This window comes from Oceanisphaera sediminis (genome assembly GCF_039539745.1).
GTDB lineage: Bacteria > Pseudomonadota > Gammaproteobacteria > Enterobacterales > Aeromonadaceae > Oceanimonas > Oceanimonas sediminis.
Genome location: NZ_BAABDS010000024.1, coordinates 30,939 through 46,884 on the forward strand (window position 1 = coordinate 30,939; position 15,946 = coordinate 46,884).

Annotated in this window: 12 protein-coding genes; 9 read left to right on the forward strand and 3 right to left on the reverse strand. The window is 58.5% G+C overall.

Annotation, left to right across the window (positions count from 1 at the left end):
* Positions 1 to 39 precede the first annotated feature (39 nt).
* Together ABD827_RS07370 and brnQ are read left to right on the forward strand one after the other, a co-directional pair.
* On the forward strand, positions 40 to 747 hold the full coding sequence (locus tag ABD827_RS07370; RefSeq protein ID WP_344963711.1) for a tRNA1(Val) (adenine(37)-N6)-methyltransferase: 708 nt from the start codon (positions 40 to 42) through the stop codon (positions 745 to 747).
* Between the two features lie 152 nt (positions 748 to 899).
* Positions 900 to 2,216 (forward strand): branched-chain amino acid transport system II carrier protein, encoded by a 1,317-nt coding sequence (gene brnQ / locus ABD827_RS07375; RefSeq protein WP_344963713.1) that lies wholly within the window; start codon positions 900 to 902, stop codon positions 2,214 to 2,216.
* Positions 2,217 to 2,291: 75 nt separating this feature from the next.
* Here the strand turns inward: brnQ and fldB are convergent, their stop codons facing one another.
* A complete protein-coding gene (fldB, locus tag ABD827_RS07380) occupies positions 2,292 to 2,807 on the reverse strand; it encodes a flavodoxin FldB (RefSeq protein ID WP_344963715.1) in 516 nt (171 codons plus the stop codon).
* A gap of 74 nt (positions 2,808 to 2,881) precedes the next feature.
* Here fldB and xerD point away from each other — a divergent pair, with 74 nt between their 5' ends.
* Both xerD and recJ read left to right on the forward strand, forming a co-directional pair.
* Positions 2,882 to 3,769 carry a site-specific tyrosine recombinase XerD gene (gene xerD, locus ABD827_RS07385; protein ID WP_344963717.1) on the forward strand — a complete coding sequence of 296 codons (888 nt, stop codon included), beginning with the start codon at positions 2,882 to 2,884 and terminating at the stop codon, positions 3,767 to 3,769.
* Between the two features lie 386 nt (positions 3,770 to 4,155).
* Positions 4,156 to 5,916, forward strand: coding sequence for a single-stranded-DNA-specific exonuclease RecJ (recJ, locus tag ABD827_RS07390; protein WP_344963719.1), 1,761 nt, complete (start codon positions 4,156 to 4,158; stop codon positions 5,914 to 5,916).
* Between the two features lie 71 nt (positions 5,917 to 5,987).
* On the opposite strand, the gene ABD827_RS07395 is transcribed toward recJ, so the two are convergent.
* Positions 5,988 to 6,602 carry a Crp/Fnr family transcriptional regulator gene (locus tag ABD827_RS07395; protein WP_344963721.1) on the reverse strand — a complete coding sequence of 205 codons (615 nt, stop codon included), beginning with the start codon at positions 6,600 to 6,602 and terminating at the stop codon, positions 5,988 to 5,990.
* Positions 6,603 to 6,714: 112 nt separating this feature from the next.
* Between ABD827_RS07395 and ABD827_RS07400 the strand changes: the two genes are divergently transcribed.
* Positions 6,715 to 6,903, forward strand: coding sequence for a YgaP family membrane protein (locus ABD827_RS07400; RefSeq protein ID WP_344963723.1), 189 nt, complete (start codon positions 6,715 to 6,717; stop codon positions 6,901 to 6,903).
* Between the two features lie 92 nt (positions 6,904 to 6,995).
* Here ABD827_RS07400 and ABD827_RS07405 read toward each other — a convergent pair whose 3' ends face one another.
* A complete protein-coding gene (locus ABD827_RS07405; RefSeq protein ID WP_344963724.1) occupies positions 6,996 to 8,876 on the reverse strand; it encodes a methyl-accepting chemotaxis protein in 1,881 nt (626 codons plus the stop codon).
* A gap of 201 nt (positions 8,877 to 9,077) precedes the next feature.
* On the opposite strand from ABD827_RS07405, the gene prfB reads away from it, so the two are divergent.
* From prfB to ABD827_RS07425, 4 genes are all read left to right on the forward strand, one after another.
* Positions 9,078 to 10,176 (forward strand): peptide chain release factor 2 gene (gene prfB / locus ABD827_RS07410; RefSeq protein WP_298720225.1). Its coding sequence is split into 2 segments (ribosomal slippage): positions 9,078 to 9,152 and positions 9,154 to 10,176, totalling 1,098 coding nucleotides; the frame shifts between segments, so codons are not numbered across the junction.
* Positions 10,177 to 10,408: 232 nt separating this feature from the next.
* Positions 10,409 to 11,893 carry a lysine--tRNA ligase gene (gene lysS, locus ABD827_RS07415; protein ID WP_344963725.1) on the forward strand — a complete coding sequence of 495 codons (1,485 nt, stop codon included), beginning with the start codon at positions 10,409 to 10,411 and terminating at the stop codon, positions 11,891 to 11,893.
* A 564-nt stretch (positions 11,894 to 12,457) separates the two neighbouring features.
* On the forward strand, positions 12,458 to 13,699 hold the full coding sequence (locus ABD827_RS07420) for an ATP-grasp domain-containing protein (protein ID WP_298720220.1): 1,242 nt from the start codon (positions 12,458 to 12,460) through the stop codon (positions 13,697 to 13,699).
* A gap of 133 nt (positions 13,700 to 13,832) precedes the next feature.
* Entirely contained in the window at positions 13,833 to 15,803 is a 1,971-nt protein-coding gene (locus ABD827_RS07425) for a hypothetical protein (protein ID WP_344963728.1), read from the forward strand.
* The last annotated feature ends 143 nt before the right edge of the window (positions 15,804 to 15,946 follow it).

A 15,946-nucleotide genomic window follows, 5' to 3' on the forward strand; every position in this document is an offset into this window, starting at 1 on the left:
TATAGGGGAACTCGGACAAAAAAACCTGACAGGATCAGCATGAGCAGCCGCGGTTTTACTTTCAAGCAGTTTCACATCAATCACGACCGTTGTGCCATGAAGGTCGGCACCGACGGTATTCTGCTCGGGGCCTGGGCGCCGCTGGGCGCGGCGCGCCGTATTCTGGACGTGGGCACCGGCTCGGGCCTGGTGGCGCTGATGCTGGCTCAGCGCAGTGAGGCCGCGGTAAACATCGTCGGCCTGGAGCTGGACGAAGCCGCCGCCGCTCAGGCCGAGGAAAATGCGCTGGCGTCACCCTGGCCGGAGAAGGTCAGCATAGAAAGAGGCGCACTGCAGCAGTACTCGGCGCCTGTGTTCGATCTGATAGTTTCCAATCCGCCTTACTTCGTGCATGGTCAGAATTTCGACTGCGCCGCCCGGGCCGGTGCACGGCATACGGTCAGCCTGACACTGGCAGAGCTGTTTAGTCATGGCCGACGGCTGCTGGCTGACGATGGCAATCTGGCGCTGGTGCTACCGGTGCAGGCGCTGACGGAGGCGATGAAGCAGGCTGACTCAAATGGCTTTGTTTTGTGTGAAAGAGCAGACGTTATCACTAAAGAGGGTAAGGATCCGGCTCGTTTTTTAATGTTGTTTTCCAGAGTTAAACACTGTGAAAAGGCGAGCGAGATTGTCATTAATACTATAAATGATGTACATGGCGATACATATGTAAGACTGGTGGCGCCCTTCTACTTGAAGATGTAAATTTCGCCTTGAATCTGTTTTTCACATCATTATGCTACTGCGATGCTCGGCGGCCGCCGGATTTCAGTATTTTACCGCAACTTTCTGGTGGCAGGCCGTATTGTTAATGTTGTTAGTTTCCAAACGAAACTTTCATTATGCGGGCAGCCGCAATGAGGTTTGCAGTGAACAGATCCTTATCCACCTTTGACGTGATGGGCCTGGGTTTTATGACCTTCGCCTTCTTCCTGGGGGCCGGAAATATCATCTTTCCGCCCCTGGCCGGCTTTTTGGCCGGTGAAAACCTGAACAGTGCCATGTTCGGTTTTCTGCTCACCGCGGTCGGCCTGCCGCTGGTGACCCTGATTGCCGCCGCCCTCGCCGGTGGTGGTCTGCCGACCATGGGTCGTTATCTGCCCGCAGCCGTGGTGAGCGTGATGGCCACCGCCATTTTCATCATCATAGGTCCGGCGTTTGCCGCCCCCCGTACCGGCCTGGTGGCCTACGAGATGGCACTGAAACCGTTTCTCAATGATCCGGGCCAGACCACGCTGACGCTGTATACCATCGGTTTCTTCGGTCTGGTGCTGCTGCTGTCGCTCAATCAGGGCCGGTTGCTGGATGCGGTGGGCAAGGTGCTGACTCCCATCCTGTTGCTGCTGCTGGTAGCACTGGCGGTGGCGGTATTTGTCAGCCCTCAGGGTACTCAGCCCCAGGTGGCCGAGGCCTATATGGCGCAGCCGTTCGTGAAAGGTTTCATCGAAGGCTATAACACCATGGATACCTTCGCCGCCCTGATGTTCGGTATGCTTATTCTTGATGTATTGCGTCAGAAGGGCGTAACCGACAAGCGCGTCCAGTCCCGTTATCTGATGATAGCGGCGCTGATTGCCGCCGCGGGTCTGGGTTTCGTTTATGTATCGCTGTTTATTCTGGGCGGTACCAGCCTGGGTGTGGTGGAGTCGGCCAGCAACGGCGGTGAAATCATCAGCGCTTACGTGCTGTCGTTGTTTGGTGCACCGGGCCTGTGGATTCTGGCGGCTATCGTGTCGCTGGCCTGCATCACCACCGCCGTGGGGCTGGTGTCGTCTTGTGCCGATTACTTCCATCGTCTTACCGGCAAGGGCAGCTATCGCCGTTGGGTTGCCATCAATGCCGTGGCCTGCATGCTGGTGGCCAACGTGGGCCTGAATACCCTGATCTCGGTATCCATTCCGGTACTGGTGGCCTGTTATCCGGTGGCGGTGGCTCTGGTGCTGGCGACCTACCTGCGCCCGCTGATGCGCTCGCCGGTATTTGCTTTCCGTCTGATCATGACGGTGGCCTTCGCCTTCGGCCTGATCGACGGTATGCAGGCGGCGGGTCTGAACATGAGCGCCTTTACCTTTCTGCCGATGTTCGATATCGGCATGGCCTGGGTATTGCCGACCTTTGCCGCGGCCGTGATTGGCCTGGCGGCGGGCAAGTCGCGTGAACAAGCGGTGGCCTGAGCTAACAGACAGCAGCAATAAAAAAACCGGGGTGGCCACAGGCCGCCCCGGTTTTTTTTGTGCTCGCCGTTCTGCTTACAGCGCGGAAATTTCTTCCAGTATCTGCGCGACCCAGGTCTGAATTCGACTGTCGGTGTCGTCGTACTGGTTGGCTTCATCGAGCGACAGGCCCACGAAGTAATCGCCGTCGGCGGTGAGCGCCTTCGAGGCTTCAAACTCGTAGCCCTTGTTGGGCCAGTAGCCCACCAGGGTGGCGCCACGGGCGGCCACCTTGTCGTGCAGCATGCCCAGCGCATCCTGAAACCATTCGCCATAACCGAGCTGATCGCCCATGCCGAACAGGGCCACGACGTGACCTTCCAGGTTCAGGTCGTCGATGTCATCCCAGTGGGATTCCCAGTCTTCCTGCAGCTCGCCGAAATCCCAGGTAGAAATACCCAAAATCAGGATGGGGTAGTCTTCGGCGCGCTTGAGCGGCACATCCTTGATATTATGCAGGTCGACCAGATCGGCGCCGAGCTGGGCTCCGATTTTTTCGGCCGCCATCTCGGTATAGCAGGTGGTAGAGCCGTAAAATAAACCGATATTCATGGGGTTCCGTTATCGCTTCAGACAATGGCCCTATCATAACAGAAGCCCGCGAACAGGGCAGAGCCGGAGTACTGATGAGTTACCCCCTGGTGGAACAATTTGTGGATGCGCTCTGGCTGGAAAAAGGCCTGGCGGATAATACCCTGGCCTCTTACCGCAGCGATTTGTCGCACTTTGCCGCCTGGCTGGACGACGAGGGCAGCAGCCTGCTGGCGGTGGACGGCCTGACGCTGCAGCAGTATCTGGGGCATCGGCTGGATCTGGGCTTCAAGGCCAGCAGCACCGCCCGCATGCTGAGTGTGCTGCGTCGCTTTTTTCAGTATCTGCATCGGGCACAGCTGCGGGAGGACGATCCCAGCATCCTGATTGCCGGTCCCAAGCTGCCGAAGCGGCTGCCCAAGGATTTGAGCGAACAGCAGGTATCCAGCCTGTTACAAGCGCCCGAGGTAGAAGATCCATTGGAGCTGCGCGACAAGGCGATGCTGGAGCTGCTGTATGCCACCGGACTGCGGGTGACCGAGCTGGTCAGCCTGTCGATGGAAAGTGTCAGTCTGCGTCAGGGCCTGGTGCGGGTCACCGGCAAGGGCAACAAGGAACGGCTGGTGCCGATGGGTGAAGAGGCGCTGCACTGGCTGACCCGTTACCTGAAAGAGGGCCGAGCCACCTTGCTGGGCGAGCAGTCGTCCGACGTGGTGTTTCCCTCGCGTCGCAGTCGGCAAATGACCCGCCAGACCTTCTGGCACCGTATCAAGCTGTACGCCCAGCGCGCCGGCATCGGCATCGAACTGTCACCCCACACCCTGCGCCACGCCTTCGCCACCCACCTGCTCAACCACGGCGCCGACCTGCGGGTGGTACAGTTGCTGCTGGGCCACTCGGACCTGTCCACCACCCAGATCTACACCCACGTCGCCACCCACCGACTCAACGCCCTGCACGAAGAGCACCACCCGCGGGGGTGAAACGACTTGTTGCCGTTGGGGAGAAAGAGGCAACAGGTTTGCCTCATCCGACACGCTTCGAGCACATCCATGTGACGCTCAGCACATGACATCCCTGTCATGTGATGGTCGGCCGAGGCAATTCCTGTTGCCTCTTCTTTACGCCCGAGTTGGCTGTTTGTCATCACAAACAGGCGACGCCGGAGTAGAAAGGAGGAAAAAGGGATCTGCTCCACCGACCTTCTGTTTCAGGGATGAAACAGAGAGCGTACATGGAGGTATTCATAGCGAGTCGGCGGAGCGGGCCCTTTGTCCGACGGGCGGCTGGCTGCTGAACTAGCCGGTCATTGCAAATCCACCCCGGCGCGGTTAGTGTTTGCGGCCTGTTCAAAAAACAAGTCAGCCCCATGTCTGCCACCAACAATACCACCACCGATTCTGCCCGTTCGCGACTGCCCATTCGTCGACGTGAAACCGTTCCTCATCAACTGCCCGGCGACCTGTCGCCCATACTGCAGCGGCTCTATGCCAGCCGGGGTCTGGTGCGGCCCGAGCAGCTCAATTTGCAGGCCGGTGCTCTGCTCAAGCCCGGCTTCAAGGGCATGGCCGAGGCGGTGGTGTTGCTGGAGCAGGCGCTGGCAGAACAGCGCAGCATCTTGATAGTGGGCGACTTCGACTGCGACGGCGCCACCAGTTCGGCGCTGATGGTGCATGGCCTGCGCGCCATGGGTGCCCAACGGGTCAACTATCTGGTGCCCAACCGGTTCGATTATGGCTATGGCCTCAGCCCGCAAGTGGTGGAGGAGGCTATCACTCTGGGAGCCGAGCTGCTGATCACCGTCGACAACGGTATTTCCAGCATCGCCGGAGTAGCGGCGGCCAGGGCGGTGGGCATGCAGGTGATCGTCACCGATCACCATCTGCCGGGCGAAGAAATTCCCGATGCCGATGCCATCGTCAACCCCAACCAGCATGGCTGTGATTTTCCTTCCAAGAACCTGGCGGGCGTGGGCGTAGCCTTTTATCTGCTGCTGGCGCTGCGGGCGGCGCTGACCGAGCACGGCTGGTTCGGCAAGTTGGGCATCACGGCGCCCAACATGGGCGAGTATCTGGATCTGGTGGCGCTGGGCACGGTGGCGGACGTGGTGGCGCTGGATGAAAACAACCGGGTGCTGGTGCATCAGGGCCTGCAGCGGATGCGGGCGGGTCGGCTGCGGCCCGGCATTCAGGCGCTGATCGATATCTCGGGGCGCAACCAGCAGCGGCTGGTGGCCACGGATCTCGGCTTTGCCCTCGGCCCCCGGCTCAATGCGGTGGGGCGGCTCGACGACATGTCGATGGGGGTGGCCTGTCTGCTCAGCAACAACCTGGATGAAGCCCGCAAGCTGGCGTCGATGATGGATGAGCTCAATCGCGAGCGCAAAGCCATCGAGGCCAGCATGCAGCACGAGGCGCTGGCCAGCCTGACCCAGGTACGCATCAGCGACGGTGAGCTGCCGTCCGGTCTGGTGCTGCATCAGGATGACTGGCATCAGGGCGTAGTGGGGCTGGTGGCCTCGCGCATCAAGGAGCGCTACTTTCGCCCGGTGATTGCCTTTGCCGAGGCGGGCGACGACGAGCTGAAAGGCTCGGGCCGCTCCATTCCCGGCGTGCACCTGCGGGATCTGCTGGAAACCATCAACAGCCGGCACCCGGGGCTGATCACCAAGTTCGGTGGTCATGCCATGGCGGCGGGGCTGTCGCTGACCAAGGCGGCGTTGGCGCCATTCAAGGCGGCATTCGAGCAGGTGGTGGACGAATGGGTCAGCCCCGAGTTGCTGGCCGGCGAGATTTTGAGTGACGGCGAGCTGGCGGTGAATGAACTGAGCCTGGAGCTGGCCGAGCAGCTGCGCTTTGCCGGCCCCTGGGGGCAGGCCTTTCCCGAGCCGCTGTTCGACGGTGAATTTCGTATCGTGCAGCAGCGGCTGGTGGGCGAAAAGCACCTCAAGCTGGTGCTGAGCCCGGACGAGGGCCGTACCGTGATCGACGCCATCGCCTTCAACGTGGACTTGAGCGTCTGGCCCAACGCCGCCATTCGGCAGGTGCAGCTGGCCTACAAGCTGGATGTCAACGAGTGGCGGGGCAAGCGCCAACTGCAACTGATGGTGGAGCAACTGGCACCGCTGTAATCGCACACACCAGGGAGCGGCTGGAAACAGAACACCAGAGACGCCGGGCCTACTGCTCGGTGGCTACCGTTTCAAGGCGTTGTCAGCAGTTCGATTTTACCTCGGCCCAGCTTTAATCGGCCCTGACGCTCCAGCTCTTTCAGCAATCGGCTCACCACCTCTCTGGCGGTACCCAGCTCTACCGCCAGTTGTTGATGAGTGATCAGAATGCAGCCATTAGCACCGTGATGTTGTAACCATTCTTCAAGCCGTTGATCCATACGCTGAAAAGCGACTTCCTCTACCAATAGCATCAAGTCGTCCAGCCGTTTGCCGTAAGAAGCCAGCACCTGATAGCGGAAGTCGATAGACTCGGCCATCATGCGTTCGAACAGCGGCCGTGGCACCAGCAGCGCTCGGGACGCTTCTTCTACAATCGCTTCCGCCCGGTAGCCCAGCCCCGTCATCAGACAACCGATAGACAGGGTGCACATGTCATTCTGCCCCATGCGGTACAACACAATGCCGTTACCGGAGGCGCCGATCATTTGCACCTTGATCGATCCCGCCAGTACCACCGGCAAACCCTGACAATGATCGCCGGCACCAAATACTCGCTGCCCCGGTGCCAGTTCCAGCAGCTGGCACTGGCTTTGTGCCAGCGTTAGCTGTGCCGGTGAGAGAGAATCAAAAATTGCATGGTTCATGATCGGGCCTGTCACTCAAAGAAACATGGGGTTATGTGACTTTATCACTGAGTAAACAAAAGCCAAGGCATAGAGTGAACAAGAAACCCGAGCCATTACAGAGGAAAACCATATGACCATGAACATAGGTTCTATCGACCGAATACTGCGTGTTGTTGTGGGCGTGGTGCTGATTGCGTTGGTATTTGTCGGGCCTCAGACGCCCTGGGGCTGGATTGGTGTGGTGCCGTTGTTGACGGCATTGGTGGGAGTATGCCCGGCGTATTCCATTTTCGGCATCAAGACCTGCAAACGTAAATAACAGGGCCGGAGGTGGGGCCGGGAGCAAGAGTTTATCTCGATCCCGGCCCGTTCCGCGTTTTTTACTCGTCGGTATTTACAGAATGTCGGTATTTACAGAATAAAAGCACTGACCAGACCGTTCAGTTCACCGGCCTGCTTGTGCAGGTCTTTCGATTGTGCCAGCGATTGTTCGGCATCGTTGGCCAGCTCGTCGGCCACGTCCTTGATGGCGGTGGTGTTCTGGGTGATCTCACCGGTTACCTGACTCTGCTCTTCGGCGGCGGTGGCAATCTGGCTGGCCATGTCTGAAATCAGGCCCACGGCCGTAGTGATCTCGGTCAGGGCGCCGGCGGCGGCTTCGGCATCTTCCACGCTCAGCTCGGCCAGGTTGCGGCTGGTGTCCATCAGTTTTACCGCCTCGGCGGTGGCCTGTTGCAGGGTGTTGATGGTGACCTGAATTTCTTCGGTAGAAGCATGGGTACGCTGAGACAAAATTCGTACCTCGTCGGCCACCACCGCAAAGCCTCGGCCCTGCTCACCGGCCCGGGCCGCCTCGATGGCGGCATTCAATGCCAGCAGGTTGGTCTGCTCGGCCACTCCCTGAATGGTGGACAAGACGCTGGAAATCTCTTTGGCGTGCAGATCCAGACGCTGAATCACCGCCGCCGCCTGAATCATCTCCCGCGACAGTAGCTGAATGGAATCCCGCGTCTTGTTCACCTGCTGCTTGCCCAGCTCGGTGCTGCTGCTGGACTGTTGGGCGGCGGTAGCGGTCTGCTCGGCGTTGTTGGCAATTTCATGGGTGGCCGAGGCCATTTCGGTGACGGCGGTGGCCACCATGCTGACTTCCTGTTGCTGACGGCCCAGTTCGGTCACGGTCTGGTTGGCGCGTACCGAGGCCTGTTCGGCGTTGCTGCCCAGATATTCGGCCTGGCTGCGGATCTGGCTGATAAGCTCGGCCTGACTGGCCACAAAGCGGTTAAAGTTGCCGGCAAGCTGGCCCACTTCATCCTGGCTTTGAATGGTGATGCGGCGGGTCAGATCGCCCCGGCCACCGGCAATTTGCTCCAGTGCCAACGACACGCGCAGCAAAGGGGCCAGCAGCAGATTGATCAGCAGGTTGATCAGCACGCCGGCCACGGCAATCGCCAGCGCCGCCATGCCCAGCTGTTGCAATAACATGGGGCCAAGCGGAGCTTCGAGTGCTTTCTGGTCGAGTACCAGCAGCAGCTGCCAGTTGGTGTCGGGCACGTCCCGGGCATACACCAGCTTGGCTTCACCGTTCAATTGCACCGGATACAATAGCTGGTTCTGGCGCCATTGTTGCAGGTTGCGGGCCGTCAGATTGGCATCCAGACGGGTGGCGGGCTGCAGATTCATCGTGGTATCCCGATAGGCGATCAGGGTGCCGTCTTTGCTCAACATCATGGCGTAGCCCTCGGCCGGCAGCCGAATGGCGTTGATATCGTCGACCAGACGGGTAATGCCCACATCGGCCCCAATCACACCGGTCAGCTGACCATTAACCTGTACCGGCGCGGCCAGGGTGACCACGGTACCCAGACCGGTGGCATCTTCATAGGGGGCGGTGACGATGGCCTTGCTTTCTTGCGTTGCCTGCTGATACCAGGGGCGGCTGCGAGGGTCGTAACCGGTACGATCGATACCGGGATCGGCATCAAACATCACGCCATCGCGAGAACCGAAATAACTGAGCTGAAAATTACCGGCATCCTGAGCCTGCTGCAGGGCCGGCAACAGTGCCTGGTCGAGCTGTTGGGCCGCGGCGGCCAGTATGTTCTGACGGCTGCCGACCCAGTCGGCAATCTTGTCGGCTTCTTTCAGACTTTGACCGGAAACCAGCTCGGTGCTGCCCTGATACAGCTGGGTTTTCATGTTGTAAAAGCTGATGGTGCTAAGCGCGGCAACGGTGATCGTGATGGCGGCGATAAAACTCAATAGAATCTTGTGCTTTAATTTTAAATTATTCATTTTTTATATGTTGCATTGGTGGGGTATCTCGATATCGACCGCTGCCATTAAAAGTTTAACTGGAATTTAGTAGGGCCGCTTTGCCGAAATGTGCCAGCTCCTTGCTGCGTTTGGCCTTGGCTTTCGGTAGAATCAAGGCCTTGATGCTGGCTTACGCCAGTCTCACCCATTCACTCAGTACAACAGAGAGTCTGTCGACCCATGTTTGAAGTAAACCCTGTGAATAATAAACTTAAGGAGCTGTCTGAACGGGCACAGCTTCTTAGGGGGTACCTTTGACTATGATGCCAAGAAAGAGCGTCTAGAAGAGGTAAACGCCGAGCTGGAACAGCCGGATGTGTGGAACCAGCCCGAGCGTGCCCAGGCTCTGGGTAAGGAAAGATCCACCCTGGAAGGCGTTGTTGGCACTCTGGACGAGCTGGACCAGGGCATTGTCGATATTGGCGAGCTGGTTGAGCTGGCGGTGGAAGAAGACGACGAAGATACCTTCGAAGAAGCCAAGGCCGATGTGGCCGTGCTGGATAAAAAGCTGGCCGAGCTGGAGTTCCGTCGCATGTTTTCTGGCGAGAATGATGCCTCCGACTGTTATCTGGATCTGCAGTCCGGCTCCGGCGGCACCGAAGCACAGGATTGGTGCAGCATGGTACTGCGCATGTATCTGCGCTGGGGTGAAGCGAACGGCTTTAAAACCGAGATTATCGAATTATCCGACGGCGACGTAGCCGGCGTTAAATCGGCGACCATTAAATTCAGCGGTGAATACGCCTTTGGCTGGTTGCGCACCGAATCCGGCGTACATCGCCTGGTGCGCAAGTCGCCGTTCGATTCCGGTGGCCGCCGCCACACCTCGTTCTGCTCGGCTTTCGTGTATCCGGAAATTGACGACAATATCCAGATCGATATCAATCCGTCCGATTTGCGGGTAGATACCTACCGCGCCTCGGGTGCCGGTGGTCAGCACGTTAACCGTACCGATTCGGCGGTGCGTTTGACCCACGAACCCACCGGCATAGTGGTGCAGTGTCAGAACGACAGATCCCAGCATAAAAACCGCGATCAGGCGATGAAACAGCTGAAAGCCAAGCTGTACGAGTTTGAGCTGCAAAAGCAGAATGCAGAAAAACAGGCGATGGAAGACAGCAAGTCCGACATCGGCTGGGGCAGTCAGATCCGCTCTTACGTGCTGGACGACTCGCGCATTAAAGATTTACGAACCGGGGTAGAAACCAGTAATACCCAGGCGGTACTCGATGGTGGTTTGGACAAGTTTATCGAGGCCAGCCTCAAGTCCGGGCTGTAATAAGTAGCTGGTGACACCGTCGACACGACGGTCAGATGCTGCCAAGCAGACCCTCCGCGCCAAGGTCTAAAAATGCTCCTGCATTTTAGACATTTCCGCCATCCATGGCGGTCAGAAAGCGCGGTGGAGCCCCCATGGAAGGGTTTACGGCGTGTCTGCGTGCAGTGCTGATCGCCGTGGCGTGACTCGGACTCAAGTTATTTTATCGAAAAGATTCAAACAAGGCTTAATCATGACAGAGCAGCTACAAGACGAGAACAAATTGATCGCCGAGCGCCGCGCCAAGCTCGACCAGATCCGTAAAGATTGCCCGGCCAACGGCCACCCCAACGATTTTCAGCGTGAACACCTGGCCGCCGATCTGCAAGCCGAATTCGGCGAGCACGACAAGGACGCCCTGGTCGCCCTGGGTAAAACCGTATCCGTTGCCGGTCGCATCATGGCCAAGCGTGGCCCCTTTCTGGCGCTGCAGGACATGAGCGGTCGCATTCAGGCTTATGCCACCAAGGAAGCCCAGCAGATCATCAAGGATCAGTATGCGGGTCTGGATATCGGCGACATCGTCGGTGTCACCGGTGTGCTGCACAAGTCCGGCAAGGGCGATCTCTACGTCAACATGGATCAGTTCCAGCTGCTGACCAAGGCGCTGCGCCCGCTGCCCGAGAAGTTTCACGGCCTGTCGGATCAGGAAACCCGCTATCGCCAGCGTTACCTGGATCTGATCACCAATGACGACTCGCGCCGTACCTTCCAGGTGCGTTCGCAGGTAATGGCCGCGATTCGCCAGTTCATGAACGGCCACGGCTTCATGGAAGTGGAAACGCCGATGATGCAGGTAATTCCGGGTGGCGCTTCGGCCCGTCCTTTCATTACCCATCACAATGCGCTCGACATGGACATGTACCTGCGTATCGCGCCCGAGCTGTACCTGAAGCGGCTGGTAGTGGGTGGTTTCGAGAAGGTATTCGAAATCAACCGCAACTTCCGTAACGAAGGTCTGTCGCCGCGTCATAACCCCGAATTCACCATGATGGAATTCTACTGGGCCTATGCGGACTACCGGGATCTGATGGACTTCACCGAAGAGATGCTGCGCACCGTCACCACTCAGGTGCTGGGCAGCGCCGAGGTGCAGTACGGCGAAGAGACCTTCGATTTCGGCAAGCCGTTCGAACGGCTGAGCATGAAAAATGCCATCCTCAAGTACAACCTGGAAGTGAGCCTGGATCAGCTGGCTACTTTCGAAAGTGCCTGTGAAGTCGCCAAGGATCTGAAGATCAAGATCGAGAAGAGTTGGGGTCTGGGTCGGGTGATCACCGAGATCTTCGAAGAGACCGCCGAGCACCGCCTGATCCAGCCGACCTTCATCACCGAATATCCGGAAGAAGTGTCGCCGCTGGCGCGCCGCAACGACACCGATCCGACCATTACCGACCGGTTCGAGTTCTTCATCGGTGGCCGCGAAATTGCCAACGGTTTCTCGGAGCTCAACGACGCCGAAGATCAGGCCCAGCGTTTCCGCGACCAAGTGAACCAGAAAGACGCCGGCGACGACGAAGCCATGTTCTACGACGAAGACTACGTGACCTCGCTGGAACACGGCCTGCCGCCGACCGCGGGCCAGGGCATCGGCATCGACCGTCTGGTGATGCTGCTGACCGACTCGCACACCATCCGCGACGTGATCCTGTTCCCGACCCTGCGCCCACAGCGCTAAGTTGGCTTCCCGCAAGGGGAGAGCAGTGCCATAAACAAAGCCGACCCTGGGGTCGGCTTTGTTGTTTCTGGGATCTGGCGTGCTGTTGCGTTGCTCAGTAAAAGTCGGACAAAGGGCCCGCTCCGCCGACCCGCTCGAGCACCTCCCTGTGACGCTCAGCACATGACATCCCTGTCATGTGATGGTCGGCGGAGCAGATCCCTTCATCCTCCTTTAAATAGTGGAGTGGCCTGTGGCCAAACCAGAAACAGACACCGTATTCCTGTAGGCTGGCGCTTTAGCTGCCCGTCCCGCTTCAGCTGCCCGTCCCGCTTCAGCGGGATGTTTTTGCCGTCATCCAGACGTTCGTCAGAATCTTGTTTTTGGCTTGGCAATCGGTGTTATGAAATGTCGCTGCCGGCGTTAGCTGGCGGGTCTGCAAGGGCCCTTCCGGGGCGCGCGCAGCCGTGCTGCAGGTTCTTGCCGGTGACTTGCCCGGAGAATTCCAGAGAACCCCGAAGGGTTGGAATTGGCGTACAGACGATGTACGTTGTATAAACATTTGGCAGAAAAGGGATATTTTTAATGACAGATGCAACACCGACTCCCCGTAATCCCGACAAGGGCTATGTGGCCTTGCTGGGCTGGAGCCTGAATGCGATTGAGGCGGTGGACCGCTTTGATCGACGTTATGTGGTGGTCGCGCCCGACTGGGCCGAGGAGTACTGCCAGCAGCATGACATTCCCTACGTTCCCTGGAACTTTGAACGCCTCAATGATCGCTCCCTGGAAATTGCCCATAAATTACAGGAAATGGGCGTAAATGTGGCGATTCCCCTGTATGAAGAAACCGTTGAGTGGGCCGGAGCCATCAACTCGGTACTGCTGGGCAACCCCCGCCTGTTCGGGCAGGCCATGTTGCTGCGCGACAAGGCGTTGATGAAACGCCGGGCGCAGCTGGGGGGAATTCGGGTTGGTATCTTCGAGGAGGCCCACGATAAAGACGACGTGATTCGCTTCCTCAAACGAGTCAATCAAACCCTGCTGAAGCTGGACGGCGATCCCAACGATCCTATTCATCTCAAGGCGTTCGACAAGGCCGGCTGTCTGGGGCACCGGGTGATCCGTACCCCGGATGAGGTGGATTCCATCCCCGATGAAGAATTTCCGGTGCTGATGGAGTCTCACCTGGACGGCTGGGAATTCGCCGTTGAGGCCTGGATACACAAGGGCAAGATCATGTTCCTGAACATCTCGGAATATGTCACCCTAGGCTATTCGGTCTTTGTGCCGGCAACGCCGGAGCTGGAGAAATATCGCCCCCAGATCACCGCCCAGATCGAGAAGCTGATCAAGACCTTCGATATCGAGTTCGGTTTTGTGCACCCGGAATATTTTGTGACCAGCGACGGTGAAATGTATTTCGGCGAAGTGGCCTACCGGCCGCCCGGTTTCAAGGTGTTCGAGCTGCTTGAGCGGGCTTATGGATTCAACGCCTATCAGGGCCTGGTGCTGGCGTTCGATCCCAAAACCACCGATGAAGAGATTGCCGCCTTTTTCCCCAAAGAGGTGGTCGATGCCAAGGGCTATGCCGGTTGCTTTGGTGTGTATCCGCGACGTCGGGTGGTGAGTCATCTGGCTATTCCGGAAGAAACGGAAGAGCATGACTATTTTGAATCCCATGAACTGACCGCGCCGCTGGAAGAGACGGTCACCAAGCGAACCGCCTTTGGTACGCACTGGGGACTGGTGTACTTCTTTGGCGACGATCCCTACGTGATGCGTGATCTGCTCAAGCATCAGGAAGACCTGGATTTCTACGTCTAGGAGCGATGAACACATCTATTAATGAGTCAATTGAGTCGGCCTCGCACAGAGGCCGCTCAATCAAAAGTGAGGTATCCGAGTGAGTTCCGCGCAAGACGTTCCAAGTAGTGACCATGCTACCCTGACAAAACGTTTGGCGAGCCTGGATGACGCGGTGCAGGCCATGGCCGATACCCGCGATTATGCCAAACATCTCAAGTTACGCCGGGTGCTGGATGCGGCACGGCGAGTGCTACTGCTGTCCGGTGGTTGTGCCGCCATGGAAACCCGGGCCCAGTCGCTGGAAGAAGCCGGTATTTTTCTGGGAACCGACTGGGCCTACCCGCACATTCTGATCCCGTCGCTGACCCCGCATGCGCTGGGCAGTGCCGAGCCCGATACGGTGGTGATGGAGGCACTCAGCGAGCTGCGGCTGCTGGCCGTTGCCCGGGGCCAGTTTACCCATTCGTTGATTTCATCGGAGCAGGCACATCATTATCTGTCTCAGGTGATGGCCATCAACCTGTCGTTGCTGTTTACGCCGCCGACGGAAGCGGAGCGGGAGCAGCAGGGCAAACTGGCGTTGATGACCCGGGAGCTGTTTCGTCACCTGAGTGACGTCATCGGCTACGAGAAAGTGCTCGATCAGCTGGTCGACGAGATCTGGCGTATTCTGCAACAGCGACCCATTCAGGTGGAGCAGGTCAAGCAGATGATTACCCAGATTGCCATTTATCGAAACAACCCGGAGATCGACCTGGGCGCAAGCGGTGCCGGGGCCGACCGCCTGATCAGTAGTCTTTACGGTACCACTCAGGGCTGCCGGGAAGACCCAGGCATCGAGGTGTATCAGCAGCGTCTGGAGACCATGGATCGAGGCCAGCTTCAGTATGAAGCGTCCGGTTTTGCCCGTGCCATGCACGATACCGGGCTGGTGTCGCCCTACCATACGGTGCTGGTGCGCTTTCTGCTGGAGCAGGACGATCATCTGCTGGGCGAGGCGCTGGGCCTGTCTACCACGGGGCGGGACTGCATGCTCTGCTACCGTGAACTGGTACACAGCCTGATCCGCGAAGCCATTCATCCGCAAACCGCTCAGGCTCTGCTCGGACTGGCGCTGACGCTGGAACGGGGCATTTTGTATCAGCCACCCCTGGCGCCGGCGCTCTGGCGTCAGTTGGCCTTGCCCCTTTCGCCCTATTCGCAGCAGCGTCTGGCGTTGGCATTCGGCACGGCGGTATCGCCTGGTGCCTGGTTGCTGGCGGGGGTGCTGTCCATGCTGGGCCTGCCGTTGGGAGTCGGGCAGGGCAACAACCCGACTTGCCAGTCTGCCCGGGCCTTGTCGATGTGGTCATACAATGATCCGGACTACCTGCTGCAGATAGTGGTGTGGGCCGTGCGTGACGATGAAGTGATCATGCACTTTGAAGGTCAGGCCATCTCATCGCGAGACAGTGTTGGCGGGGTGGCCCGTGAACTGCCGGTCGATCTGGACCCGGTTTCGTTGCTGGTGGTACCGCACCTGGACCGTATTTATGCGGAGATGGGGCGCCGTTGTGCCGAGCGGGAGGGCGATCCTCATCGCTGGATCAATCCCGAGTTTCACGGCTGGTGGACGGGGCGTGGCTTTCGTATCAACGTGGATGTGTTAACCGGCAAACTGGCCGAGCTGGAAGATTTTCAGCGCCATTTCTATGCCAGCTACCATCCCTATTACAACGGCAACCAACCGGTGGTTCATCCCCAGCCTGCCGGCATTGCGGTTACCGACAGTGCGGCGCGATTCATCGGTTGGCATGCCATTACCCTGCTCAGGGTTAACCTGGATCCGCAGGATGAGATGCGGGTGTATTTCTACAATCCCAATAACGACAGTGGGCAAAACTGGGGCGACGGTGTGGTGGTCAGCACCGCCGGCAACGGGGAACGCTTCGGCGAAGCGTCACTGCCGTTCGAGCAGCTCGCATCACGGTTGTATATCTTTCACTACGATCCCCTGGAACGGGGTGACTTGGCGAGCATCAGTCGGGAAGAGCTGGAGCGGGTAACCGGCTATACCACGCGCAGCTGGGGAGCCACTCGGCTGCCCCCGGTGGATCTTCAGGCGGCGCCCTCCGGCGGCTGAAAGGCCGCCTCCTGATAAGTGTAGAGGCCGCTTTAGCTGGCCGGTTTTGCGTAGCAAAACATAAAAACCAACGACAGATTAGCCAGTCCCGCTTCGGCGGGATATTTTTGCCGTCATCCTAACGAACGTCAGGATCTCGCTTT

Coding starts and splice junctions, on each gene's coding strand:
- ABD827_RS07395 (WP_344963721.1), bottom strand. CDS start 6,602: ATGAACCATGCAATTTTTGATTCTCTCTCACCGGCACAGCTAACGCTG.
- fldB (WP_344963715.1), bottom strand. CDS start 2,807: ATGAATATCGGTTTATTTTACGGCTCTACCACCTGCTATACCGAGATG.
- ABD827_RS07370 (WP_344963711.1), top strand. CDS start 40: ATGAGCAGCCGCGGTTTTACTTTCAAGCAGTTTCACATCAATCACGAC.
- ABD827_RS07400 (WP_344963723.1), top strand. CDS start 6,715: ATGACCATGAACATAGGTTCTATCGACCGAATACTGCGTGTTGTTGTG.
- xerD (WP_344963717.1), top strand. CDS start 2,882: ATGAGTTACCCCCTGGTGGAACAATTTGTGGATGCGCTCTGGCTGGAA.
- ABD827_RS07420 (WP_298720220.1), top strand. CDS start 12,458: ATGACAGATGCAACACCGACTCCCCGTAATCCCGACAAGGGCTATGTG.
- lysS (WP_344963725.1), top strand. CDS start 10,409: ATGACAGAGCAGCTACAAGACGAGAACAAATTGATCGCCGAGCGCCGC.
- ABD827_RS07405 (WP_344963724.1), bottom strand. CDS start 8,876: ATGAATAATTTAAAATTAAAGCACAAGATTCTATTGAGTTTTATCGCC.
- brnQ (WP_344963713.1), top strand. CDS start 900: ATGAGGTTTGCAGTGAACAGATCCTTATCCACCTTTGACGTGATGGGC.
- recJ (WP_344963719.1), top strand. CDS start 4,156: ATGTCTGCCACCAACAATACCACCACCGATTCTGCCCGTTCGCGACTG.